General features: G+C 68.6%; 20 protein-coding genes and 1 pseudogene. 11 read left to right on the top strand and 10 right to left on the bottom strand.

The genetic code is table 11. From position 1 onward, the window contains the following. Nucleotides 1-2 precede the first annotated feature (2 nt). Nucleotides 3-413: a response regulator gene (locus HUA78_RS16980; protein ID WP_141641633.1), complete on the bottom strand. Its 411-nt coding sequence runs from the start codon at nt 411-413 to the stop codon at nt 3-5. Then, complete coding sequence (locus HUA78_RS16975; RefSeq protein WP_174476729.1) at nt 410-2,524, bottom strand: PAS domain-containing hybrid sensor histidine kinase/response regulator; 2,115 nt, start codon at nt 2,522-2,524, stop codon at nt 410-412. The genes HUA78_RS16980 and HUA78_RS16975 overlap by 4 nt, the downstream gene beginning before the upstream one ends. 448 nt (nt 2,525-2,972) lie before the next feature. Here HUA78_RS16975 and HUA78_RS16970 point away from each other — a divergent pair, with 448 nt between their 5' ends. From HUA78_RS16970 to HUA78_RS16945, 6 genes are all read left to right on the top strand, one after another. After that, nucleotides 2,973-4,484: an FAD-dependent oxidoreductase gene (locus HUA78_RS16970; protein ID WP_174476728.1), complete on the top strand. Its 1,512-nt coding sequence runs from the start codon at nt 2,973-2,975 to the stop codon at nt 4,482-4,484. Nucleotides 4,485-4,538: 54 nt separating this feature from the next. Continuing rightward, entirely contained in the window at nt 4,539-5,027 is a 489-nt protein-coding gene (locus HUA78_RS16965) for a hemerythrin domain-containing protein (protein WP_174456522.1), read from the top strand. A 68-nt stretch (nt 5,028-5,095) separates the two neighbouring features. Continuing rightward, nucleotides 5,096-5,767, top strand: coding sequence for a DNA-3-methyladenine glycosylase (locus HUA78_RS16960; protein WP_141641628.1), 672 nt, complete (start codon nt 5,096-5,098; stop codon nt 5,765-5,767). A 110-nt stretch (nt 5,768-5,877) separates the two neighbouring features. Continuing rightward, nucleotides 5,878-7,026 (top strand): zinc-dependent alcohol dehydrogenase, encoded by a 1,149-nt coding sequence (locus HUA78_RS16955; protein WP_174476727.1) that lies wholly within the window; start codon nt 5,878-5,880, stop codon nt 7,024-7,026. An 18-nt stretch (nt 7,027-7,044) separates the two neighbouring features. Continuing rightward, the gene (locus HUA78_RS16950; RefSeq protein ID WP_174476726.1) at nt 7,045-7,437 is read left to right on the top strand and encodes a hypothetical protein; all 393 of its coding nucleotides are present in this window, start codon (nt 7,045-7,047) and stop codon (nt 7,435-7,437) included. 156 nt (nt 7,438-7,593) lie between these two features. After that, nucleotides 7,594-9,879: a hypothetical protein gene (locus HUA78_RS16945; RefSeq protein WP_174476725.1), complete on the top strand. Its 2,286-nt coding sequence runs from the start codon at nt 7,594-7,596 to the stop codon at nt 9,877-9,879. A 7-nt stretch (nt 9,880-9,886) separates the two neighbouring features. On the opposite strand, the gene HUA78_RS16940 is transcribed toward HUA78_RS16945, so the two are convergent. After that, nucleotides 9,887-10,666, bottom strand: coding sequence for a hypothetical protein (locus HUA78_RS16940; protein ID WP_174476724.1), 780 nt, complete (start codon nt 10,664-10,666; stop codon nt 9,887-9,889). A gap of 161 nt (nt 10,667-10,827) precedes the next feature. After that, nucleotides 10,828-12,102 (bottom strand): MFS transporter, encoded by a 1,275-nt coding sequence (locus HUA78_RS16935; RefSeq protein ID WP_174476723.1) that lies wholly within the window; start codon nt 12,100-12,102, stop codon nt 10,828-10,830. 134 nt (nt 12,103-12,236) lie between these two features. Between HUA78_RS16935 and HUA78_RS16930 the strand changes: the two genes are divergently transcribed. Beyond that, nucleotides 12,237-12,536, top strand: a complete 300-nt coding sequence (locus HUA78_RS16930) for a hypothetical protein (RefSeq protein WP_174476722.1) — start codon at nt 12,237-12,239, stop codon at nt 12,534-12,536. Nucleotides 12,537-12,603: 67 nt separating this feature from the next. Here HUA78_RS16930 and HUA78_RS16925 read toward each other — a convergent pair whose 3' ends face one another. From HUA78_RS16925 to HUA78_RS16905, 5 genes and pseudogenes are all read right to left on the bottom strand, one after another. Then, on the bottom strand, nt 12,604-13,869 hold the full coding sequence (locus tag HUA78_RS16925; protein WP_141641623.1) for a pyridoxal phosphate-dependent aminotransferase: 1,266 nt from the start codon (nt 13,867-13,869) through the stop codon (nt 12,604-12,606). A 46-nt stretch (nt 13,870-13,915) separates the two neighbouring features. Then, nucleotides 13,916-14,722, bottom strand: a complete 807-nt coding sequence (locus tag HUA78_RS16920; RefSeq protein WP_141641622.1) for a hypothetical protein — start codon at nt 14,720-14,722, stop codon at nt 13,916-13,918. A 176-nt stretch (nt 14,723-14,898) separates the two neighbouring features. Next, a pseudogene (gene dps, locus HUA78_RS16915) lies at nt 14,899-15,402 on the bottom strand (DNA starvation/stationary phase protection protein Dps); the annotation flags it as partial. A gap of 105 nt (nt 15,403-15,507) precedes the next feature. After that, nucleotides 15,508-16,032, bottom strand: a complete 525-nt coding sequence (locus HUA78_RS16910; protein ID WP_141641620.1) for a carboxymuconolactone decarboxylase family protein — start codon at nt 16,030-16,032, stop codon at nt 15,508-15,510. A 6-nt stretch (nt 16,033-16,038) separates the two neighbouring features. After that, nucleotides 16,039-16,593 (bottom strand): peroxiredoxin, encoded by a 555-nt coding sequence (locus tag HUA78_RS16905; RefSeq protein WP_141641619.1) that lies wholly within the window; start codon nt 16,591-16,593, stop codon nt 16,039-16,041. A 214-nt stretch (nt 16,594-16,807) separates the two neighbouring features. On the opposite strand from HUA78_RS16905, the gene HUA78_RS16900 reads away from it, so the two are divergent. Beyond that, the gene (locus HUA78_RS16900; RefSeq protein WP_141641618.1) at nt 16,808-18,412 is read left to right on the top strand and encodes a sigma 54-interacting transcriptional regulator; all 1,605 of its coding nucleotides are present in this window, start codon (nt 16,808-16,810) and stop codon (nt 18,410-18,412) included. A 39-nt stretch (nt 18,413-18,451) separates the two neighbouring features. On the opposite strand, the gene HUA78_RS16895 is transcribed toward HUA78_RS16900, so the two are convergent. After that, nucleotides 18,452-19,810 carry a hypothetical protein gene (locus tag HUA78_RS16895; RefSeq protein WP_174456514.1) on the bottom strand — a complete coding sequence of 453 codons (1,359 nt, stop codon included), beginning with the start codon at nt 19,808-19,810 and terminating at the stop codon, nt 18,452-18,454. A gap of 118 nt (nt 19,811-19,928) precedes the next feature. Here HUA78_RS16895 and HUA78_RS16890 point away from each other — a divergent pair, with 118 nt between their 5' ends. The 3 genes from HUA78_RS16890 to HUA78_RS46450 all read left to right on the top strand — a co-directional run bounded on the left by HUA78_RS16890 (nt 19,929) and on the right by HUA78_RS46450 (nt 23,313). After that, on the top strand, nt 19,929-21,398 hold the full coding sequence (locus tag HUA78_RS16890) for an ABC transporter permease subunit (RefSeq protein WP_174465844.1): 1,470 nt from the start codon (nt 19,929-19,931) through the stop codon (nt 21,396-21,398). An 8-nt stretch (nt 21,399-21,406) separates the two neighbouring features. Then, complete coding sequence (locus HUA78_RS16885) at nt 21,407-22,141, top strand: amino acid ABC transporter ATP-binding protein (protein ID WP_174476721.1); 735 nt, start codon at nt 21,407-21,409, stop codon at nt 22,139-22,141. Nucleotides 22,142-22,233: 92 nt separating this feature from the next. Next, on the top strand, nt 22,234-23,313 hold the full coding sequence (locus HUA78_RS46450) for a hypothetical protein (protein WP_254623747.1): 1,080 nt from the start codon (nt 22,234-22,236) through the stop codon (nt 23,311-23,313). Nucleotides 23,314-23,317: the final 4 nt, after the last annotated feature.

The following is a 23,317-nucleotide window of genomic DNA, read 5'->3' as shown; positions in this document are numbered from 1 at the left end:
TCTCAGTGGGACACGGCGGCTCCGCGCTGAGCGAGGATGTGCCGGACCTCCGCCACCAGCTCGTCGGGGAGGCACGGCTTGGTGACGAAGGAGTCGCACCCCGCGCCCTTCGCCTCGTCCGACTGGCCCGTCATCGCATGGCCGGTGAGCGCGACGACGGGGATGGTGCGCGTGCGGTCATCGTTCTTCAGCCGCCGCGTCGCCTCCCACCCGTCGATGATGGGCAACGACAGGTCCATCAGGATGATGTCCGGTGTGAGCGCGAAGGCCTGGTCCAGTGCCTCCTGGCCGTTCCTCGCCTGCGCCACGCGGAACCCGGAGAACTCCAGGTACTCGGCGTACATCTCCCGCGCGTCGTCGTAGTCGTCCACGACGAGTACGAGCGGCTTGAGGTTCGGGGAGGGATTCGTCATGTCCGCCTCGGGCGTCGTGGAAAGTGCAACGTGAAGGTCGACCCCTGCCCAGGGGTACTCTGGAGGGAGACGCGTCCCCCCAGCATGTCGGCCAGACGGCGACAGATGGACAATCCCAGCCCGGTGCCGCCATAGGCCCGGGTGGGCGAGCTATCCACCTGCTGGAAGTCCTCGAAAATCTTCTCCTGGTAGGCCGGGTCGATGCCAATCCCGGAGTCCTCCACGGAGATGGTGAGCATGGAGGTCGACGGAACGTACTCCGCCAGGACCTTCACACAGCCCTCGTGCGTGAACTTCAGGGCATTGGACAGCAGGTTGAGGACGACCTGCTTCACCTTCTGTCGGTCGCTGTGCACCGGCGGCAGCTTCGCGCCCAGGTGCGTCGTCACCGTCAGCTTGCTGCGCGCGATGATGGGGTCCATCTCCGCCATGACTTCCTGGAGCAGCTCGGCGATTCCGAAGTCCGACAGATGCAACGGCATCCGCCCCGCCTCGATGCGGGTGATGTCCAGGATTTCGTTGATGACCTCCAGCAGGTGCCGCCCATTGGAGTCGATGCGCGCCAGGTTGCGCTTCTGCGGCGGCGTCAGCTCACCGGACACGCCCTGCAGCAGCATGTTGGTGTAGCCGAGGATGGCGTTGAGCGGCGTGCGGAACTCGTGGGACATGTTGGCCAGGAACTGCGACTTGGCCGCGCTCGCCTGTTCCAACTGGATGGCCTGCCGACGCAGCTTCTCGTTCTGCTCCGCCAGCTCCGCGGTGGCCACCTGCACGCGCGCCTCCAGCAGCGTGGAGACCTCCTTGAGCCGCTCCAACAGCCGCGCCTTCGCCAGGGCCTCGCCCCTGTCGCGGAAGAGGGTGACGATGCCCGTCAATTCGCCGCTCTCACCCAACACCTTGCTGGCCACCGCCTCCACCGGGAGGGTGTCGCCGCTGGCCGGGTCCATCAGGCTGAGCTGCCCGCGCCAGCGCAGGCTGCCCCCGGCGTCCAGCAGGTGCGCGAGGAACGAGGCGAACGTCGCGTGGTTGGAGCGCACGCGGCGCTGCGCGGCGCGGCCTCCATCCAAAGGCGGCGTGAAGAGCTTCTCCGCGGGCTCGTTCATCATCACCGTGCCGCCGGAAGGGTCCGACAGGATGATGGGGTCCGCCACGGAGTCCAGCACCCGGTCCAACCGGTGCCGCTCGCTGCGCGCCTCGCGCTCGGTGGCGCGCAGGCGGCGGTAGCTCTCTCCCAGCGCCTGGGTCGCCCGTCCCAGGTCCGTCACGTTGCGCAGCACGCTCACCATGGCCTCGCGGCCGTCGGGCTCGTACACGCGGGTGCTGACGAGCTCGAAGAGCAGGTCCATCCCCTCCATGGGGTCCACCAGCGGTATCTCGCGCCAGCTGACACCCGGCGAGCCACCGCTGGCGGTGCTGGCCACCGCGGTGGCGAACACGCGCTGGTTGAGGTGGACGGCGCGCCGGTGGCCGTGGCTCGTGTCGGGATGGGCGACCAATAGGGCCTCCGCGCGCGCGTTGGCCAGTCGCGGACGTCCCCTCAGGTCCGTCAGCAGCACCGGGTCCGTCACCGCGTCGATGATGCGGCGAAGCAGCGCGCTGCCCGTCGTGCCCAGCGGCCCTGACGTGGCCTGCCGCGCGAGGAAGGGCCCCGCGTGTCCCGCGACCCACGTCACCTCCGGGGGAAGGGTGGGTCCGCTCGCCCAGACGAGCAACAGCCCCACCGGAGGCGCGTCGGCGCGTCCGAGCGGCACCGCGAACAGGCCTCCCGTGCCTTGCGCGGGCAGGGGCGCGCGCGCACTCGGAAAGAAGCGCGGCGCGGCCTGGGCCAGCGCGTCCGTCAGCGGGTGGGCCTTGTCGTCATCGGACCACGCCTGCAGCGCGGCGTGCTGCGCCTCGGACAGCCCCTTCGCGGCGAGGCAGCTCATCCTCCCACCGGGCTCCTCGCGCGCCAGACAGGCCGCGGCGGCGGCCTGGGCATGCCGGGGCAGCCACTCCACCATGGCCTCGGCGCAGGCGCGTGCCGTGTCGCAGGCGAGCAGCTGCTCGGCCAGGGCCAGGCGTGCATCGGCGGAGGAGGTGGGGTCCAGGGCGAGAGGGACGGGAGAGGCCAATGCGTCAGGCTCCAGGAGTGGGACGAGGTGTTTCGCCAGGGCGCGGGGTGTCGTCGGTCCGAACCTCCAGGTAGGTCACCACGACACGGGCGGCATGCTCGGGAGAGAGGCGGTCCGCGTGGACGACATCGTCCCAGCGAAGGCCGCGGTCCAGGACCCGGTCCATGACATCGACGAGGCTGGTGCTCCCAGCCATTCTTTCCACGGGCATCCTTTGTGGCTCCCTGGTCTTTCGGCAGGGTTCGGGGGGGCCGACCCAGCCCTTTTCTAGCGCGGCGGGTCTGCCCACCCCAGAACCGCTTCCTCGTCGACGTGACTTGCCAACACCCGGCCCCCGGCTCTGTCCGCTCGTGCACATCCCGAGTGACTCCCAAGCCGGGCAGCCGGGCAGGCCCGTGCTTCGACTCGGCGGGTTATCGCACCTCCGGCGCATTCCTAGGTTGAGGACATGGATGAGACGCGGACGAACCGGTCGCTCTGGACCTTGACTGCCCCGCCGCGTGACTTCCCGGCGCTTGCGGGCGACCTGGTGGTGGATGTCGTCGTCATCGGTGCGGGCATCACCGGACTCACCACGGCATGGCTGCTGAAGCGCGCGGGAAAGCGGGTGGCGGTGCTGGAGATGAACCGCATCCTGTCGGGCCAGACGGGGCAGACCACCGCCCACCTCACGGAGCTGCTCGACACGCCCTACGCCACGCTGCGGCGAGACTTCGGGGAGAAGGGTGCCCGACTGGCGGCGTCCTCCAGCCGCGCGGCGATGGAGCAGGTGGCCTCGCTCGTCCAGGAACTCTCCCTGGACTGTGACTTCCAGCGCGTCCCCTCGTTCCGCTACGCGGAGACCGCGCGTCAGTGGGCGGCGCTGGAGCAGGAACTCCCCGCCGCGCGTGACGCGGGCCTTCATGCCTCGCTCACCCACGCGGTGCCGCTGCCCTTCCCGGTGAAGGGCGCGCTGCGCGTGGAGGACCAGGCGTTGTTCCATCCGCGCAAGTATCTGCTCGGGCTGGTGGACTCGCTGATAGGCGAGGGCTGCTTCCTCTTCGAGAACACGCGGGTGACGGAGGTCCACGACGGCGCGCCCTGTCGCGTCGTCACGGACCGGGGCACCGTCACCGCCGCGGCCGTGGTGGAGGCCACCCACTCGCCGCTCAACCGGGTGCTGCTGCAGACGAAGCTGTCCGCGTATCGCAGCTACACGGTGGCGGGTCCGCTCGAAGGTCCGCTGGAGCCCGGGCAGTACTACGACTCGCAGGAGCCCTATCACTACATCCGCACGCAGTCCGTCGAGGGCCGCGCGTACGTCATCGTCGGTGGCGAGGACCACAAGGTCGGCGCGGAGGAGGACACCGGGCGGCGCTACGCGGCGCTGGAGGACTACGCGCGCAAGCACTTCCCGGTGAAGCAGCTCACGTATCGCTGGTCCGGTCAGGTCATCGAGTCCACGGACGGGCTGCCGTACATCGGCCGCAACAGCGCCAGCCGCCATGTCTACGTGGCGACGGGTTTCTCCGGGACGGGCATGACGTTCGGCACGCTGGCGGGGATGCTCATCAGCGACCTCATCCTGGGTCGGCAGAGTCCCTACGCCGCGCTGTATGACGCCACGCGCGTCAAACCGCTGGCGGGCGCGAAGGACTTCATCCAGGAGAACGCGGAGACGGCCTTCCGCTTCGTCGCGGACCGGCTGGCGAAGCCCGAGGGCAAGCACCTGTCCGAGGTGGCGCCCGGCGAGGCGAAGATTCTGGAAGTCGAAGGGCAGAAGGTGGCCGTCTACCGCGAGGCGGACGGAACCTCTCACGCGGTGTCTCCGGTGTGCACGCATCTGGGCTGCCACGTGCACTGGAACGGCGCGGAGCGCTCGTGGGACTGCCCCTGTCACGGCGCGCGCTACAGCCCCACGGGCAAGGTGCTCAACGGGCCCGCGGTGAAGGACCTGCCCTCCCGCAAGCTGCCCCGCTGAGCCCCGGCTTCTTCGTTTGATGACAAGAACCCCGTCGGACACGGAGATACACCCATGAACGCGTTGGACCTCCTGAAGCAGCAACACGCCGAGGTGAAGAAGCTCTTCACGCAGTACGGCAAGCTCCCGGACCATGCCGATGCGAAACGCCGGGAGTTGTTCGAGATGATTGCCGACCGGCTCAGTGCGCACACCACCATCGAGGAGCAGTACTTCTATCCGGCGTCCAAGGCCAACGACACCGAGGACCTGCTGCGCGAGGCCGTGGAGGAGCACCTGTCCGCCAAGCGCATCATCGCCGACCTGATGGAGATGGAGCCGCACGACGAGGATTTCGACGCGAAGATGAAGGTGCTCCAGGAGCAGATAGAGCACCACGTGGAAGAGGAAGAGGGCGACCTCTTCAAGAAGGTCCGCAAGCTCGTCTCCAAGGAGCAGCTCGAGGACCTGGGCCTCCAGATGGAGGAGGAGTTCGACGAGCTGATGGAGGGCGAGCCCCGGCGCCAGGTGCCCTCCGAGACGGACAAGGCCGCGCTACTCTGAGTCTCGGCTCTTCGTGACAAGAATCGGGTTGCGCGGGGCGCTGGGAGCGGCAGCATGTCACCCCTCCCATGCCGCGTCCTGCTCCCACCGCCCCGCGCCTGCCCGAAGCCTTCACTCCCGAGGTCCGCCGTGCCCTGGCGCGCGAGGACCCGAAGCTGGGCGCGCTGATGAAGCGCGTGGGCTCCTTCCGCCTCCAGTTGAGCCCCCTGCACAGTCCCTTCGCCGCGCTGGCGGAGTCCATCGTCTATCAGCAGCTCCACGGCCGTGCCGCCGCCGCCATCTTCGAGCGCGTCAGCGAGCGCGTGGGCAAGGGCCGCCGCTTCACGCCCCAGGCCCTGCTGTCCGTGTCGGAGCCGGTGCTGCGCGAGGCGGGCCTGTCCGCCAACAAGCTGGCCGCGCTGCAGGACCTGGCGCGCAAGTCACTGGACGGCACCGTTCCGCCCCTGTCCCGCGTGCGGCGCATGGACGACGCCTCGCTCATCGAGCATTTCACGCAGGTGAGAGGCATCGGTCAGTGGACGGTGGAGATGCTGCTCATCTCCCGGCTTGGTCGGCCGGACGTGCTGCCGGTGGACGACTTCGGCGTGCGCAAGGGCTTCATGCTCGCGTATGGGCTTCCGGAGATGCCGCGCCCCAAGGCGCTGCTGGAATACGGTGAGCGCTGGCGGCCCTGGCGCACCGTGGTGAGCTGGTATCTCTGGCGCGCGACGGAGCTTCCCGTGGAGCCCGTGGTCGGCTGAGCGGCGGTGCCCGCGCCACAAGGCGGCAGGGCAGCCAGGGGCTCGCTGTCGAGCGTCTTGCCGCGAGGCGTCGGAGTCCTCACCCGTATGTGCAACGGGAGAGGACTCACATGCGTGCACTGACGTACCAGGGGCCGTTCAAGGTCCGGGTGGAGAACAAGCCAGACCCTCGGTTGGAGCACCCGCAGGACGTCATCCTCAAGGTGACCCGCACGGCCATCTGTGGCTCGGACCTGCACCTGTTGCACGGCCTGGTGCCGGATACCCGCGTGGGCCACACGTTCGGTCATGAGTTCACCGGTGTGGTGGAGGAGCTGGGCTCCGAGGTGAGCCAGTTGCACAAGGGCGACCGGGTGGTGGTGCCCTTCAACATCTCCTGTGGCACCTGCTTCTACTGTCAGCGAGGGCTGACGGCCTCGTGTGAGAACAGCAACCCGTCGAGCGACGTGGCGTGCGGCGTGTATGGCTATTCGCACACGACGGGCGGCTACGACGGCGGGCAGGCCGAGTACGTGCGCGTGCCCTTCGCGGACGTGGGGCCACTGAAGATTCCCGACGGCATGGAGGACGAGGAGGCGCTCTTCCTCGGAGACATCCTGCCCACCGGCTACATGGGCGCGGAGATGGGTGAAATCAAGGGCGGCGAGACGGTGGTGGTGTTCGGCGCGGGCCCGGTGGGCCTGTTCGCCATGCGGTCCGCGTGGCTGATGGGCGCGGGCCGGGTCATCGCGGTGGACTGCGTGCAGTACCGGCTCGACTTCGCGGAGCGGTACGCGAAGGTGGAGACGGTGAACTTCCGGGAGGTGGACGACATCGTCCTCTACCTGAAGGAGCTGTTCGAGGGGCGCGGGCCGGACGTGTGCATCGACGCGGTTGGCATGGAGGCCGAGGGCTCGCTGGGGCAGCGCGTGCTGGGGCTGGGATTGAAGCTGGAGGCGGGCGCGCCCACGGTGCTCACCTGGTGCATCGACGTCGTGCGCAAGGGTGGCAACGTCTCCATCGTCGGGGTGTACGGCCCGCCGTGGAACCTGATGCCCATTGGCACCGCGATGAACAAGGGACTCACGCTGCGGATGAACCAGTGCAACGTGCGTCGCTACATGCCGCATCTGCTCCAGCACATCCGTGAGGGCCGCATCGACGCGAAGGGCATCATCACCCACCGCTTCCCGCTGGAGGAGGCACCCAAGGCGTACCACCTGTTCGCCCAGAAGCAGGACGGCTGCGTCAAGTGCGTCCTCACCCCTGGGTACGCGTGACGAGCAAGGAGCCGAACCATGCCGGATAGACCCATTCCTGACGCCGCGGTGGACCTGGAACCCTCCAGTCGTCCGGGTGTGCCGATGGAGAGAACGCCTCAACCCATGCCGGGGGCGCGCGTGCCCATCCGTGTGCAGCACTCGGATGTGCGCGTGTTCAAGCACAAGGGCCGTGCCGGGTTCCCCCCGGTGTTCGGCACCGCGCAGCCGCCTCACGGGGTAAGCGGACTGTTGCGCAAGGTGGCCTATGGCTACCCGGACCACCTGGCGCGCCACTGGATGATCTTGCTCCTGGCGGACCGGGTGGATGTCTGGGAGCACCGGCTCGCGAGGGTGGGGCCGTGGGCCGTGCCCACCGTCGGGGTGTTCGCCTTGACGGGCCTTGCCTGGAGGAAGTGGTCGCGGGCGTGAGAGGATCTCTCCATGCCGCCCCCGAAGCCGCCGCCCAGACGTTCGTCCTCGAAACCCGCCCCTCCGACGACCCGTGGGGCGTCCGCCGGGGGAAAGCCCTCGGCGGGGCAAGGGGCGGAGTCCGCGAAGAAGCCCGCACGAAAGCCGGAGCCCGCCGTGGCTCCGAAGGCGCAGGGGAAGTCGCCTGGAGCCGCTCAGGCCCCGAGGGCACAGGCGAAGCAGGCGGGAGGGGCACAAGCCACGAGGGCGCAGGCGAAGCCCACTGGAGACGCTCAGGCCCCGAGGGCACAGGCCAAGGCCGCTGGAGATGCTCAGGCCCCGAAGGCGCAGGGGAAGTCAGCGGGAGATACGCAGGCCTCGAAGGCACAGGCCAAGGCCGCTGGAGATGTTCAGGCCCCAAGGGCACAGGCGAAGTCGGCTGGAGATGCGCAGGCGACGAAGTCACAGGGGAGCTCGGCGGCGGGAGATACGCAGGCCTCGAAGGCACAGGTGAAGTCGGCGGGAGATGCGCAGGTCCTGAAGGGTCAGTCGAAGGCCACCGGGACTTCTGAATCCGCGAAGCCTCAGGCGAAGCCAGTGGGCAAAGGACAGGCGAAGTCCGCCGACGTCACGCCGCAAGAGATTTCCCTCAAGAGTGTCGAGGGTGTGAAGTCGCAAGCAACGCCCATTGAGACAGCGCACGAGGCGAAGCCGCGAGCAACGCCCATCGAGACCGCGCAAGAGACGAAGGCGCAAGCAACGCCCATCGAGACAGCTCACGAGGCGAAGCCGCAAGCAACGCCCATCGAGACAGCCCACGAGGCGAAGCCGCACGTGAAGGTCGTCGAGGCGCCTCACGCGTCGAAGCCACGGGCGAACTCCGTCGCGAGTCCCCCGTCCGAAGCTCCCGCGAAGCCTCCTTCGCGGCGTGGGCTCACGCTGGTTTCATCTCGGGGGGCCAGCGTGGAGTCGGAGGAGCCCTCCTCGGACGATGTGATCATCGCGGAGGTGCCGCCCATCGAGGACGAAGCCCCGCCTCCTCGCTACGAAGCGCGAACGCACACGCGACCGCCGCTGTCCGTGGGTGACCTCGACTCGGAGGTGCTCCCCATCTCCGCCCTCGCTCCCATCGAGGGCGCCTTCACGGGCGCGCCACTCCTCGTCCACTCCAACCCCGAGACGATTCGGACCTGGGGTGTCCTCGGCTCCACGATGAGTCGGCTCGTGCCGGGAAAGAGCGAGGGCGGCTACACCTTCTCCGGTCAGGCCCGGCTGTACGTGCGCGCCATCAACCGCGTGGAAGCAGCCTCCGAGGGAACCGGGCGTTGCTCCGTCGTGCTGCGAAACACGTCGGGGCGTCCCATTCAGCTCCAGGTCAAGGGTGGCCTCTTCTCCAAGTACCTCACGCCCCAGTTCCCACCGAGCACCACGGGCGCGCCCTTCAACCCGTTGAGCCAGGAGCCCATCGACGAGGACCTCACGGGACTGGTCGACGCGCAGGCAGAGCAAGGCAAGGAACCAGACCCAGAGGGCCTGTTCTTCCGAGGACCGCATGCGGTCCTCGCCTCGGGCCTCCTCGACGCCGTCCTCGATGCCCGTGACGAATCAGAGCGCCAGTCCCGTCCGCTCGTCCGTGACGACCTCGACCTGTCCCACCTGGACGACGTGCGCCTGGGAACCCGGGGCGCCTTCGAGGGCTCTCTCACCGTGCCGCCTGGCGCGACGGTGGTCGTCCTGGATGCGCGTCACGAAAAGTCGGGCACGCTCTGCGCCCTCCTGGACTTCACGGCCTTGGACTCGAAGGGGCAGGTAGACCCCGGCGCGCGGTTCCGTCTGGCCACCGTGTCCAGCCCCCTGCCACTCACTCCCGACGAGCTCGCCGCCATCTCCCGGAGCGAGCATCCGCTGGCCACCGCCGGGGATGCGGGCACGACGGCCTTCCCTTCACTTCAGGGGGTGAGCGAAGCAGGCAGCCTCTTCGTGGGTGAGCGCACGCTGCGCCTGTCTCCAGGAACGCTCGCGGGCGACCTCGTCATGTCCATGCCCCGCAGGCGCGCGGGCACGGGGCCTGACGCGCCGACGTTGACGCCGACCTCGGGGACCTCCGCCTCGCGCGCTGCATCCGCTCGGGACGACAGGACGCACGACGGTGCCCGGGGCGTCTCGTACCAGCTGACGTACACGCTGGAGAACGAGGACAGCGAGCCGCGCGAGGTGGAATTGCTGCTCACCTCGCCGCGACTCCATCCCTCAGAACGCTTCTTCCCACAGGCCGGAGTGCTGAACCTGGCGATGAAGGTCGACGGCCAGCGCGTGGACGTCCGCGTCAACCAGCGCGGAGAGGGCAGGGTGTTGGCGGTCCTCGAGCTTCCGCCCGAGGGCCGCCGTCAGGTCCGGCTCGAGTGGACCCACGTGGGAGGAACCTTCCCTCCCGCGGGGCTCGAGCTGCGCGCACGGCGCTGAGGAACGATTAGTCCGACCAGGTCGTCACGCGCACCATGCGCACGAACTGGCGGTCCGTGCTCACCGCGGCGATGAAGTAGCCACCCATGTCCCCAGGGCCGCCACCGCCGCAGTACGTCTGGCACGACCAGCCCGTGGTGTAGAGCCGGTTGCTGTTGCGCGAAATCTGCGTGATGAGCGCCAGCGCGCCATCCACCTCATCCGAGTTCGGGGTGCCGCTGATGACCTGTGCGGAGAGCTTCGCGAGCAGCTCCTGGACGGTGATGGGGGTGAACGCCCCCACGCCCCGCAGCCCGAAGGCCGCGGCGGCCTTGTAGGACAGCGTCTCCTGGTTCGCCACGCCCTGCCCATTAGGGATGTAGCCCTCCTTGATGGAGGAGGACGTGGTGAGCGGCCCGGTCGCGCCGAACAGCTGCTCGGGCGTCTGCGCCATGTCGTCGAGCCACAGCGGCGCATAGGTGGTGGCGCCGTCGTTCAGCTCGTGGACATCAATCATGTACTTCTTGGCGGTGGCGGTGACGCCGATGTTGAAGACCAGGTCGTTGATGCGCGCGCCCAGGAAGGTGCGCTCGGCGGCGTCCACGCGGCCGTCGTCGTAGAGGAACAGGTTGACCGCGTTCTTCATCTCCGCGCGGCGCACGGTGGTGCCACCGGGGCTGTTCGACGTCCGGGCCGTGGCAATCGCCGCGTTGAAGGCGGGAATCGTGGTGGTGCTGTCCGCGAGGGCCTGGGGCGCGGCCAACAGCGCGACGCCGCCCAGGAACGACTTCAGGGATGTAGAGAACAAAGGGTGGACCTCTCGCGGGCAACTTCTCCCGCGCGTGAGAAGGGGGGAACTGCGGCTCCGCACTTAACACGCGCGTCTGACACATCTGTCTTGATAACAAATGAGTACAGCCAATCGAGGAAATGCGGCTGTCACGGAATCGTGACGTGCGCCCGCGCGCGTCAGCCGGTGGAGGCGACGGAGGTGGGACTCGTGCGTTGGTGGCGGATGGGAATCAGCAGCGCGAGGAATGCCACGGACAGTGCGGCACCGAGCAGGAAGACCGGCGCATAGCCCAGTCCCAGTCCGTGCGCCGGGTCCGCGAGCCACCCCGCGAGTGGCGCGGCGGGGGCCTTGCCCCAGACCTCGAGGCTGGCCAGCAGCGTGTAGTGCGTGGCGCCGATACGCCGGTCCACGCGAGACATCATGAACGCGAACATCACCGTGGTGAGCGCGCCGCCCACCAGCTCCTCCGCGAGCGTGACGCCGATGACGCCCGCGTCGCTGACGCCGTGGGTCGCCAGCCACCAGCGGCCCATGAGCGGCAGCACGCGAAGCGAGGCGGTGAGCGTCAGCGCTCCGACGATGGGCAGGCGCGTGGCGAGCAGTCCTCCCGCGAGGGAGCCGAGGATGGAAGCCACGTTCCCCCACGTCCCCACCCACTGGCCTATCTTCCAGGCGGGGATGCCCGCGTCGAGGAGGAAGGGCTTGTAGAGCACGTCCGCCATCGTCTCGCCGAACTTGTACGTGCCAATGAAGAGCAGCAGCCAGAGCGTGCCCGGCTTCATCATCACCGAGGCGAAGCGCTCGCGCAGTTGCCGCCAGCTCAGGCGTGTCTCCGGGGGCGCCGCGGTGTCGCGTCCGCTCGCATCCTCACGCGGAGGTGGCTCACGGGTGAGCAGCGTCACCACGAGCGCGCCCGCGCACAGCGCGGCCATGGACAGGAACAGGCCCGACCAGCCAATGGACTTGCTGGCCCAGACCAGGAGCCCGCCGCCCGTGAGCATCCCCAGCTTGTAGCCCACCACCTGCACGGAGTTGCCCAGGCCCAGCTCCTCCGGCCTCAGCGTGTCCACCGCGAGCCCATCCACCGCGATGTCCTGCGTGGCGGCGAAGAGGTTCATCACCAGGATGAGCCCCAGGAGGACCTTCAGCGAACCCCCTTCGGAGACCATGAACCCCGCCGCCGCGCAGGTGAGCGTCAGGCCTGCTTGCATCGGCAGAATCCAGGACCTGCGCCGTCCGAGCCGCGCGGAGTGATATCGGTCCACCAGCGGCGCCCAGAGCGCCTTGAGCCCCCAGGGCAGCGCGAGCACCCCGGCGAAGCCCAGCGCGGTGAGCGACACCCCTTGCTCCCGCAGGTACACGGGCAGCGCGGTGGCCTGGAAGCCGAAGGGCAGGCCCTGCACGAAGTAGAGGACGCCGAGCAGCGCGAGCCGGGAGGAGGGGAGTTTCATGGGCGCCGGGAAGCATACGGCCTCCAGGCGCGCGTCACGCAGGGCCCCGGGTCGTTCCGGAACCTGTCGTCCCGCCCGAAGTGGCAGCGGAAGTTCAACGAGTTGGTCGGCGCGCCCGTCGAGTTCGAGGTGGAGTGGAACACCCTGGGCGCGGAGCGGAGGGGCTGGCGGAGATTTTCGAGAAGGGCTTCGACGCCATCTCCTTCGAGCCGGTGGTGCTGGCCCTCCAGCAGATCGCCGTGGATGACTTCTCCAAGCAGGCGGTGAAGGACGGCTTCAAGAAGTACTTCATCAGCGGCACCGAGCCCGAGGACCGTGTCTTCTACCGCTTCCAGGACAAGACGCTGTTCTACCGGCACAACTTCAGCAACATCGAGAACTACACGAGCGAGCGCGTTCAGCGCCTGGTGCAGTTGCTGGAGAAGAATCTCTAGCGGATGGGTGTCATTGCCTTCCGGAGCCGCCAGGGACGCGTCGGCTCCGGAAGGGGGTTGCGCGCGGTCAGGTGCGGCTGTGCTGCAGCACCATGGCTTCCAGTCGCGTCAGCGCCTTCTCCAGCACTTCCATGGACGGCCCGAAAGACAGCCGCACATAGCCGCGGAAGCGGGATGGACGCGCGCGGCGCTTGCCTGGATTCACGTCGAAGAACTCACCCGGCACGGTGATGATCTTCTGCTCCAGCGCGGCGCGGAAGAAGCCCATGCCGTCGTTGAGCGGCGCGGGCAGTCCGGACACGTTGCCCCAGACATAGAACGTCCCATCCGGCGCGCGGTCCGTGCGGATGCCCAGCCGCTCCAGGCGCGAGTGGAACTTGTCCCGCTTCTCGCGGAAGGCCGTGTGGATGGCCAGCGTCTCCGCGATGACGGGCTCCTCCTGGAGCAGGGGAATGGCGGCGCGCTGCAAGGGCCGGCTGCCTCCTCCGTCCAGGAAGCTGCCCGCGCTGGAGACGGCTTCAATCACCTGCTTGGGCCCCACCGTCCACGTCATGCGCCAGCCCGGATAACGCCAGTTCTTGGTGAAGCCGTCGAAGAGGACGACGGGGTCGCGGTTCACGTCCTCCACGTAGCGCGCGGCGCTCTCCACCGGCAGGTGCCCGGGGCGGCCCGTCCAGATGTAGTGCGAATAGAACTCGTCGATGAGCAGCACGCACTCCTGCTCACGCGCCACGCCCACCCACCGCGCCAGCTCGTCCCCCTGCACCAGCTTGCCGGTGGGGTTGCACGGGTTGGAGAAGAGCAGCGCGGACAGCCCGCGGCCCTGCACCTCGCGGCGCAGGTCCTCGTGGGTGAAGGCGTAGCCGCGCTCACCCTCCAGGAGGATGGGGATGGCGGTGAACGCCTTGAAGACGTCCAGCAGCTCCTCGTAGGCCGTGTAGTCCGGCAGGAAGTGGCCCAGGTTGATGGAGCCCAGGCTCGCCGCGGCGCGGGTGAGGGCCGCTCGCCCGCCACCGGAGAGACACACGTTCTCCGCGCTGTACTGGCTGGGCAGCCCCTTGCGGTAGAGGCGGTTGTAGAGACTGGCGATGGCTTCTCGCACGTCCCACAGCCCCGCCACCGGCGCGTACTCCATGTCCGCCACGTCGATGTTCACCGTGTTCAGGCGGGCCGGTGCGCCGGGCAAATCTCCCGTCTCCGGCTGCCCCTGGCCCAGGTTGCACCAGTCGGGGTCGCTGGAACGGTAGCCTCGGCGCGTGGCCTCGGCGGTGACGTAGATGACGCCCGTGCGGGGCACGGAGCGGAATGCGGGAATCGTGACGTCGTCGCTCACGGCCGGGAACCCTAGCGGAAAGCGACGACGCGCGCGCAATCCCTTGCTACCGGATGATGGGCACCGTCACGGAGGCGTGGTCATCCACAGTCACCTCCACCTTGCCCAGCCGCCACAGGCCCGGTTGGAAGTTCGCCTCCACGCGGTGTCCGTCCGACGTCTCCAGGATGGCCGTGCCCTCCTTGGGCAGGTACTCGCCCACCTCGTACTGGAGGGTGTCGAGCGTCATCGTGTCCACGCCGTCGGGGCCCGTGAGCTCCCCTTCACCGTCGAGCACCAGCGAGGAGCCGCCCAACAGCGGCAGGCCCGCGCGCTTGCCCACCCGCGCATCCACGCGCAGCGTGTGGCCCGGGCGTCCCGGGACGTCGCCGGCCGCCTTCGCCCAGACGCTCGTCTGGTCTCCGCAGGTGCCATAGCCGACCTCCGCGGGCAGCACCGCGCCGTCCACGCGCAGCTGGCGCAGGTCCACGGAGACGTCCATCCGGTCCACACCGCCGCTGTACTTGAAGAAGGCACGGCCTTCGAGCCGCAGGCCGTGGACCTCGCAGTCCGGCCCGTTGAAGCTCAGCACCACGCCGTCCGTCACCGCGTCGAGCTGCTCCACCGTGGCCGTGGCGCAGGACAGGCGCGCGCTCACGTCGGGCGCCGCGATATCCAGGAACGCCCGGCGCGGCTCGCCACAGGTGTACACGGGCATGAACCCGAGCACCTCCAGCGCGCCCCGCGTCAGGTGCCCCGCCGCGACGACGCGCTCCACGCGCGCCTTGGCGGCTTCAATCACTTCATCCGGGGGCACGTCGCGGCCACACGCGACGAGGAGGGCGGAGAGAGACAGGCCAATGAGGGTTCGCACGGGGACTTCTCCAGGGATGCCCGGACCGCATCGTCGCGGGCGGGGTGCTCCCTGGTAGAGCAACCCTCGTGCCCTTCGCAACGTGGCGAAAACAGGCACAAGGGCTCCGTCAAACGTGCTGGGAGCGTATAGCGCCATGCACACTCACGGCGCCTTCGCCCCGGGTGTCGCCGGCCTCAGGTCTCCAGTGAGGCGCGCAGGAACCAGACGTGCTTCTCGAACTCCACGATGATGCCGGTGGCCAGGTCCTCGGAATCCGCGTCATCCACCTCGACGAAGAGCTTGCGGCTGTCTCGCAGGCCTTCCAGGTAGACCTCGATGCGTTCGGCGAGCAGCTTCACGTGCTCCAAGTCACGCGTCGTCTCCTGCGGATACTCAGGCAGGCGGCTGGACTTGCTGACATGGCGGGTGGTGCCAAACGCCTTGCCCCCCAGCGTCACCGCGCGCTCGGCGATGGAGTCGTTGTGGTTGGCGAGGCTGACGGCGAAGGTCTCGAACAGCGGGTGCAGCGCCGCGAACTGCGGGCCCTTGATGTTCCAGTGGGCCACCTTGATTTGCGAGTGCAGGTCCAGGCCATCCGCCAGGCGGGCGTTGAGCGATTCGGCGATGGAGGCGCGGGTCTTCTCGGGGAGGGGGCTGGGGCTCTTGTACATGAGGGACTTCCTTTCGTTCTTAAGGGGTGCGGACGTTCATTCAGATGCGCGTCGCCCACAAATGGAGCGCCCCCCGGTGTTTCCACCGGAGGGCGCGGGTGAAGCACAGCGAATGACTCGCGGGTGCGAGGCTTAAGACTCCAGGCCCACCGCCGCGGCGTGGATGACCGCCGCGACTCGCACCGCGTCGTGCACCTGGTCCTCGGAGAGGCCGCCCTCGAGGACGACCTTCTCGTGGGACTGCATGCACATCTCGCAGCCGTTGATGGCGCTGACCGCGAGGCAGACCAGCTCGAAGTCCACCTTGTTGGTCAGCACCTGCGCGAGCCTGTTCATCCGCAGTCCGGCGCGCTTGGTCGAGTACGACTCTTTCCCGATCATGTGCCGGAAGCGGTAGTACACGTTGTTCATCGCCATCAGCGACGCCGCAGCACGCGCGTCCTCGATGATGGGCTCGGGGTTCGCGAGTGCCTTCCGCGCCTCGTTGAGCATCGCTTCCTTCAGCCGGTCATTCCGAACGGCGTAGGCCGACGCGACAGCCACGCCCCAGCGCTGCTCGGGGGTGAGGCTGCCACCTTCCAGGACTGCCTGGAGGTTGAGGCGGGTGTCCTTGTGGGCGTCCGCGAGTTCAGAGCGGACGACTTCGAGCGAGGCCATGACGCGTTACCCCGCCTTCGCCAGCTTCTGGGTCAGGGTCTCCTCACCCTTGCTCCAGTTGCACGGGCACAGCTCGTCCGTCTGGAGCGCGTCCAGGGTGCGGACCGTCTCGGAGACGTTGCGGCCCACGGACAGGTCGTTGACCGTCACGTGGCGGATGATGCCCTCGGGGTCCGCGATGAACGTCGCGCGCAACGCCACGCCCTCCTCCTTGTGGAGGATGCCCAGCGCGTTGCACAGCTCGTGCTTCAGGTCCGCCAGCATCGGGAACGGCAGGCCCTTGAGGTCCGGGTGGTGCGTGCGCCACGCGTGGTGCACGAACTCGCTGTCCGTGCTCAGGCCCAGCACCTGCGCGTCACGGTCATTGAAGTCCTTGTTCTTCTTGCCGAACTCCGCGATCTCCGTGGGGCAGATGAACGTGAAGTCCTTGGGCCACGCAAACAGCACCAGCCACTTGCCCTTGTAGGTCTCGTTCGTGATCTCCTGGAACTCCTTGCCCTTCTCCAGGCTCACGGTGGCCTTGACCTTGAAGCTCGGAATCTTGTCGCCAACGGTCAGCATGTACTGCTCCTTGGGTTGAGGGACCCGCGGGGGGCCCCTGGGAAGGTGTCTTCTGCTAACGGCTACAGCAGACCTCGTGCCAGTCAATCGACTTCAATGATTCCAGGGACTTGACTTCAGCCCCCCACTGGCCGGTGTTGCTGGGACGGTGAATAACGAAATATCGGTGATGACCGCCACTGCAATTTCGGTGGAGCGCTATTATTCATGCCTCATGTCGGATGAACTGTCAGCGCCAACCGAGGGCGCGAAGGATGCTCGGGACCTGGTCGAGCTGGCAACCACCGAAGATTCGGTGGATGAGCTGCTTCGTCGAGGACTGGACTGGTTGACGCGCGTGGTGCGCTTCGACCTGGCGACGCTGTTCCTGTTGAGGGACGGCAAGCTGGTGTCGGTGGCGGCGCGTGGTCCGCTGGCGAACGCGAAGGTGCGCCACCACGCGTTGACCTTGTCGGAGTTCCCCTCGCTGCGTCACGCGCTGGAGACACGGCGCGCGCGAGCCTTCACGGAAGAGGACCACTCGCACGGTGACGGAGACCCGTTCGACGGCGTGCTGGATTTGCCGCCGGGGCACGCGTGCATGGTGGTGCCGCTGTGCGCGGGCGAGCGCACCTATGGCGTGCTCACGTTGGACCGCGCCGAGTGCGAGACGTACCCGCAGCCGGTGGTGGACCTGGTGGAGGTGTACGGCCAGATGCTGGCGACGGCGCTCCAGGCGGCCGAGCAGCGCGCGACGTTCGAGCGGCTGCACCGTCAGGACCACGAGCACGCGAAGCTCCTGGAGGCGCAGCTCAGCGGAGAGTCGGAGGGCATCCTCGAGGCGTCGCTGAGCCCCGTCATGAGGGACCTCGCGCGGCGGGCGCGGCAGGTGGCGGAGACGGACACGCCGGTGCTGATTACCGGTGAGACGGGCACGGGCAAGGAGCGGCTGGCGCGGGCCATCCACAAGTGGAGCTCGCGCGCGGACCAGCCCTTCGTCACGCTCAACTGCGCGGCGATTCCGGCGGGCCTGCTGGAGAGTGAGCTGTTCGGCCACGTGAAGGGCGCCTTCACGGGCGCGACGAAGGACCGCGCGGGCCGCTTCCAGATGGCGAGCGGAGGCACGCTGCTCTTGGACGAGGTGGGCGAGCTGCCCGTCGAACTTCAGGCGAAGCTCTTGCGCGCGCTCCAGGAGAAGGCCTTCGAACCGGTGGGCAGCGACAAGACGGTGCGCTCGGACGTGCGCATCCTCGCGGCCACGCACGTGGACCTGCACCGCGCCATCGCCGAGAAGCGCTTCCGCGAGGACCTCTACTACCGGCTGAGTGTCTTCCCGTTGCGGCTGCCGCCCCTGCGCGAGCGGCGCGAGGACCTGGCGCAGTTGTGTACGTTCCTCCTGGAGGAGCAGGCGCGGCGCACCGGTCGGCGCGGCATGCGCGTGTCGCCGGCGGGGCTGGCCAGGCTGGAGTCGTATGACTGGCCGGGCAACCTGCGCGAGCTGGGCAACGCGCTGGAGCGCGCCACCATCCTGACGAAGGGCACGGAGCTGGGTCCTTCCTCGTTCGACGTGGTGGCGCACGGTGGAAGCGCTCACCCGGCGGCGCAGGTGGAGCCGGCGGTGCCGAGCGTGCTGGACGCGACGATGAAGCCCGGCTCGGTGCTGACGCTGGCGGCGGTGCAGCGGGAGCACATCCTGCGGGTGCTGACGCTCACGCGGGGGCGCGTCTACGGGCCGGGTGGGGCGGCGGCGCTCCTGGGCCTCAAGCCCTCCACGCTCCAGAGCCGGATGAAGAAGCTGGGCATCGCCCGGCAGGAGCAGTTCGTGGTGGACGAGGTGTGACGGCGACGGGGCGCCGAGGTGACGGCGCCCCGAGGGACTTCAGCCCGCGCGCTGCTGGGTGGCCGGCAGCGGGTAGGTGGTGCCCGTCTTGCCGAACGGCGCGTCGAACAGGTGCGGGTCCGACTGGCGCGTGCGGAACAGGTCGATGATGTAGTTCATCCGCTGGTCCAGCTTGCTCCAGTCCTTGGCCGCGGTGCCCTTGAGGCTGTCGGAGCTGGAGTCCAGCTTGCCCAGCAGGGCGCGCAGCTCCGGGTTCTCGATGGCGCGCAGGTGCGGCGGGAAGAGCGTGCTCTCCATCCCCGGAGGCGGGGGCAGGTCGTTGCCCAGCTTCAGCGCGCCGCCCGGCACCGCGAGCTTCATCATGTGCTCGGTGGCGAGCCGGCGGAACACGGAGGCCGTCGCGTCGACCAGGGGGTTGAGCGCCGCGTCCACGAGGCCCGTCTTCAGGGCGGCCTTGCCAGCGAGGTTGGCGGGGAAGGGCAGCGCGTTGATGCCGGACTCGATGCTCTGCTTGAGGATGCTCCGGAAGGTGTCCTTCACCGGCGCGTTGAGCGCCTTCTCCACGTGCTGCTGGAGCTGCGTCTGCTCGTGCAGGCCAATCTGGTCATTGGCGAGCAGCATCAGCTCCGCCTTCTTGTTCGGGTCCTTCTCGAACATGGCCTTGGTGTAGTGGCCGAAGGCCTCCTTCAGGAGCGGCTTGTCCTTGCCGAAGCCATCCAGGTACTTCTGCGTCTTGGCGGCGTCGTAGGACGTGTCGCCCTGGAAGGTCTCGATGAAGCGGGCGAACTCCTGGCCCACCTCGTTGAAGACGAACTGGTTGCCGTCGGCAATCGACTTGCTGACGTTGTTGAGCGCCTCGCTGCCCGCCGCGGCGATGTCCGCCAGCGGCAGCGCGGGCAGGCCCACCTTGCGCAGCACGTCGTCCACCTTCTTCAGCGGACCCGCCATGTCACCGGCGCCCTTGAGCGCGTCGGTGAAGAACTTGGGCATGTCCTCGTTGCGGATGCTCACGCCCGCCTGCTTGGACGCCCACGTCGCGAAGGTGGACCAGTTGGCGTTCTCCTTGCCGAGCATCTGACCCAGGCCGTTGGACAGGTCCGCGTAGCCCTGGGTAATCGCGTAGTTGCGCGCCACCGGGTCCTGGATGGAGGCAATGGCCTTCACGTCCGCGACGCTGGGGTAGGTGCCCGGGGCGACGTTCGTCCCCTGGGGGGCGACGGGCGTGGTCAGCGCCACCGTCGGCTTGCGAGCGGCTCCCGTGTCGAACAGGGACACATCGCGAGCGTCACCGCGCACCACGGGGGCCTGGGGCTTCACCTCGTTGCGGACGGGCGCCGGGGTGGCGGGGGTCTCGAGCGGACGGGGCTGGACGCGGGGGCCGGAGATGGGGGTCTTCATGGTGTGGAAGAGTATCGGCCCGGAGAGGGCGGAAGTTGCGTGGCTGTCACGGGTTGTCCGGTCCCGGTGGAAACCCTTGATGCCTCAGGGATAGTTGGGCATGGGAGCTGTTCGTTCCATGTCGCGCCGCCGCCTTTCGTGTCGCCAGGCCCACACTCCCGGGCTGGCCTTGCTGTGCCTCGTGTGGGGGGTGCTGGTGCTGCTCGGCTGTGGCCGGGGTGAGGCGCCGGGCTCCCGGGGGGACTGGAAGGGGCGGACGCTGCGCATCGGGACGGATGCCACCTACCCGCCGTTCGAGTCCGTGAAGGACGGCGAGCTGGTGGGGTTCGACATCGAGCTGGGAGCGCTCATCGCGGAAGAGCTGGGCGCGAAGGTGGCGTGGACGAACACGTCCTTCGACGGGGTGTTTCCCGCGCTGATGGCGGGGAAGTTCGACCTGGTGATTTCGGCCGTGACGATAACGCCCGAGCGCCAGCAGCGGCTGGGCTTCTCCGCGCCGTACTACACGGCGGGACAGCTCGTGGTGGCGCGGGAGGCGGACACGGCCGTCACCGGAATCGAGAGCCTGCGCGGGAAGACGGCGGGCATTCAAATCAACACCAGTGCCTCGCTGGTGCTGGAGAAGTTCCCGGACATCGAGGTGCGGCAGTACCCGAGCATCGACCTGGCGCTCCAGGACCTGCGCAACGGCAACCTGGCGGGCGTGGTGGGGGATGGGCCGACGCTTCGCTACTTCCTGGCCCATGGCTTCCAGGGGCTGCGCGCCGCGGGCGGGCTGCTGACGGAGGAGCACTACGGCATCGCGATGCGGCCGGATGACCCCGCGCTGCGCGAGGCCGTCAACGCCGCGCTCCAGCGCCTGCGCGACAGCGGGAAGTTCGCCGCGCTGGAGGAGCGCTACTTCGGCGAGGCGGCCCAGAAGGCCCAGGCGACGCCGCAGGCCGTGCCCTGGGGCAAGGTGACCTGGCGGCTCGTTCAGGGCCTGGGCCTGACGCTGGGGCTCACCGTGCTGGCGCTGATCTCCGGGCTGCCCCTGGGACTGGCGGTGGCGCTGGGGCGGCGGGTGCGCTTCCGGCCGCTGGCGTGGCTGTGCGCCGCGTACGTCGAGGGGCTTCGCGGAACGCCGTTGCTGGTGCAAATCATATTCATCTACTACGCGCTGCCGCAGCTCTTGGGCGTGGACCTGGCGCCGATGCTGGCGGCGGTGCTGGCGCTGACGCTCAACAGCGCCGCGTACGTGGCGGAAATCTTCCGGGCGGGCATCGCCTCCGTGGACGCGGGGCAGGAGGAGGCCGCGCGGGCGCTGGGGATGGGCCGCGCGCAGGTCATGCGCTACGTCATCCTCCCGCAGGCGGTGCGCAACGTGCTGCCGCCCTTGACGAACGAGGGCATCGCGCTGCTGAAGGACTCCTCGCTGGTGTCCATCATCGGCATGGCGGAGCTGACGCGGGCGGGGCAGGAGCTGGCGAGCCAGCTCGCCGCGCCGCTGGCTGTCTGGCCGCTCGTCGCGTTGTTCTATCTGTTGGCCACGCTGCCGCTGACACGGCTGGCCTCGGCGCTGGAGAAGCGCCTCCACCGTCAGGGGTGAGGAAAGCCATGGCGCTCGTCGAGGTTCGCAATCTGCACAAGCGTTTCGGGGCGCTGGAGGTCCTCAAGGGCGTGGACCTCACGGTGCAGCCCGGAGAGGTGGTGGTCTTCGTGGGCCCGTCCGGCTGTGGCAAGTCCACGCTCTTGCGGTGCCTGTGCGGCCTGGAAGTCCCATCCGAGGGCGAAGTCGTCGTCGGGGGCACGCAGGTGAGTGATGAGCCCAAGGCGCTCCAGGCGCTGCACCGACGCGTGGGCATGGTGTTCCAGCGCTTCCACCTGTTCCCCCACCTGAGCGCGCTGGAGAACGTGACGCTGGCGCCGCGCAAGGTGTTGGGGCTGTCGGACGCGGAGGCGGAGGCCCTGGGGCGGCGCATGCTGGCCATGGTCCATCTGGACTCGCGCGCGGACGCGTACCCGGGACAGCTCTCCGGTGGTCAGCAGCAGCGGGTGGCGATTGCCCGGGCGCTGGCGATGAAGCCGGAGCTGATGCTCTTCGACGAGCCGACCAGCGCGTTGGACCCGGAGCTGGTGGGCGAGGTGCTGGAGGTCATGCGCGAGCTGGCGCGCGAGGGCATGACGATGTGCGTGGTGACGCACGAGATGGGCTTCGCGGCGGACGTGGCGCACCGCGTGGTGTTCATGGACGCGGGGAAGGTGGTGGAGGAGGGCCCGCCTCAGCAGGTGTTGCGCGAGCCCCAGCACCCGCGCACCCGTGAGTTCCTCGCGCGGCTGCTCAATCGGTGAGGGGATTCCCCCGCGGGGGACGTTGGGTGGAGGCACTGGCGCGATTGGCTGGCTCGCCATGATGGCGACCGGGCGCCCGTGGTGGAGCCTCGATGTCCCCTCGCTTCGTGTCTCGTCGCCCCCTGTCCTGGGGCGTGCGTCTGTCTCCCCTGTGTCTGCTGTGGTCTCTTTCCGTCGGCTGTGATTCCCCGACCTCGAGCGTGGAGGAGTCACCGCCCGCGCTGGACAGTGCCAGTGCGTCGTCCGTCACGAACCCGCCCGAGCCGGAATACCCGGATGATGGTCTGCCGCCGCTGACGCTCGCCGTCGTGCAGAGCCCCGCGGGCGACGCCGTCACCGCGCCGGTGCTGACCACGCTCCGGGCCCCCGATGACGTCACCGTCGAGTTCATCCGGGTGGACGAAGAGTCCATCGCCGTCGCCGTGGGCGGGCCCGAGACGTCCACCACGTCCATCGACCGGGTGATGACGCAGATGTCCGCCGCCACGAGCCCCGCGGCCCTCTACCTCGCGCTGTCTCCCACGGGCACGGTGGTGCCTCGCACGCTCCAGGCCCACAGCGACGTGGTCGTCGCCGCTGGCAACTGGAAGCAGGGCAGCACGTCGCCGTCCGTCTCCGAGCCGGCCCTCGGCTCGGGTGCACCGCGCTCCCTGGGTACGTGCGGCGGCTTGAAGGCCGGTGGGCAGGGCACCATGCACGACAATGCGGGCCGCTGCGAGGACTGGCACCGGGACATCGACGAGGTCACCGAGTGGATTTCGACGGACATGATTGGGTATGGCGCCTACGTGCGCGCCATCAACGGCGGCGTCTTCTGGGACATCCAGAAGCGCAACTGCCTGAAGAGCTGGTGCGACTGGGGCGTTCTCTTCAAGAAGACCATTCCCCAGGGGCACGTCTGGTATTTCCCCTACGTGAACGTGAACAACGACTTCAAGGCCCACAGCCGCGCCACCACGCTCAACAACAACGGTGTCCACCAGCACCACGTGTCCACGTGCAGCGACTGGAAGACGCGCACCAACTGGCTGTCGAGCCTGGCTGGCGGCTGCTTCATCAACTTCCAGCAGACGAACCTGTACTGCAACTCGCAGTCGTATGAGGGGCTGGACCCGAACTACATCTGGACGCCCTTCAGCGCGGGCGGCAACGGGACGCCGTTCGGCTGCTGAGCCT

This window comes from Myxococcus sp. CA033 (assembly GCF_013336625.1).
Classification (GTDB): domain Bacteria; phylum Myxococcota; class Myxococcia; order Myxococcales; family Myxococcaceae; genus Myxococcus; species Myxococcus llanfairpwllgwyngyllgogerychwyrndrobwllllantysiliogogogochensis.
The sequence above is the reverse complement of the archived record's forward strand: the minus strand, read 5'-3'. Positions and strand labels throughout refer to the sequence as shown.

Excerpts from the sequence above, each read along its gene's own strand:
- HUA78_RS16980 (WP_141641633.1), bottom strand. The coding sequence starts at position 413 with ATGACGAATCCCTCCCCGAACCTCAAGCCGCTCGTACTCGTCGTGGAC.
- HUA78_RS16970 (WP_174476728.1), top strand. The coding sequence starts at position 2,973 with ATGGATGAGACGCGGACGAACCGGTCGCTCTGGACCTTGACTGCCCCG.
- HUA78_RS16965 (WP_174456522.1), top strand. The coding sequence starts at position 4,539 with ATGAACGCGTTGGACCTCCTGAAGCAGCAACACGCCGAGGTGAAGAAG.
- HUA78_RS16960 (WP_141641628.1), top strand. The coding sequence starts at position 5,096 with ATGCCGCGTCCTGCTCCCACCGCCCCGCGCCTGCCCGAAGCCTTCACT.
- HUA78_RS16955 (WP_174476727.1), top strand. The coding sequence starts at position 5,878 with ATGCGTGCACTGACGTACCAGGGGCCGTTCAAGGTCCGGGTGGAGAAC.
- HUA78_RS16950 (WP_174476726.1), top strand. The coding sequence starts at position 7,045 with ATGCCGGATAGACCCATTCCTGACGCCGCGGTGGACCTGGAACCCTCC.
- HUA78_RS16935 (WP_174476723.1), bottom strand. The coding sequence starts at position 12,102 with ATGAAACTCCCCTCCTCCCGGCTCGCGCTGCTCGGCGTCCTCTACTTC.
- HUA78_RS16910 (WP_141641620.1), bottom strand. The coding sequence starts at position 16,032 with ATGGCCTCGCTCGAAGTCGTCCGCTCTGAACTCGCGGACGCCCACAAG.
- HUA78_RS16905 (WP_141641619.1), bottom strand. The coding sequence starts at position 16,593 with ATGCTGACCGTTGGCGACAAGATTCCGAGCTTCAAGGTCAAGGCCACC.
- HUA78_RS16900 (WP_141641618.1), top strand. The coding sequence starts at position 16,808 with ATGTCGGATGAACTGTCAGCGCCAACCGAGGGCGCGAAGGATGCTCGG.
- HUA78_RS16895 (WP_174456514.1), bottom strand. The coding sequence starts at position 19,810 with ATGAAGACCCCCATCTCCGGCCCCCGCGTCCAGCCCCGTCCGCTCGAG.
- HUA78_RS16890 (WP_174465844.1), top strand. The coding sequence starts at position 19,929 with ATGTCGCGCCGCCGCCTTTCGTGTCGCCAGGCCCACACTCCCGGGCTG.
- HUA78_RS16885 (WP_174476721.1), top strand. The coding sequence starts at position 21,407 with ATGGCGCTCGTCGAGGTTCGCAATCTGCACAAGCGTTTCGGGGCGCTG.
- HUA78_RS46450 (WP_254623747.1), top strand. The coding sequence starts at position 22,234 with ATGTCCCCTCGCTTCGTGTCTCGTCGCCCCCTGTCCTGGGGCGTGCGT.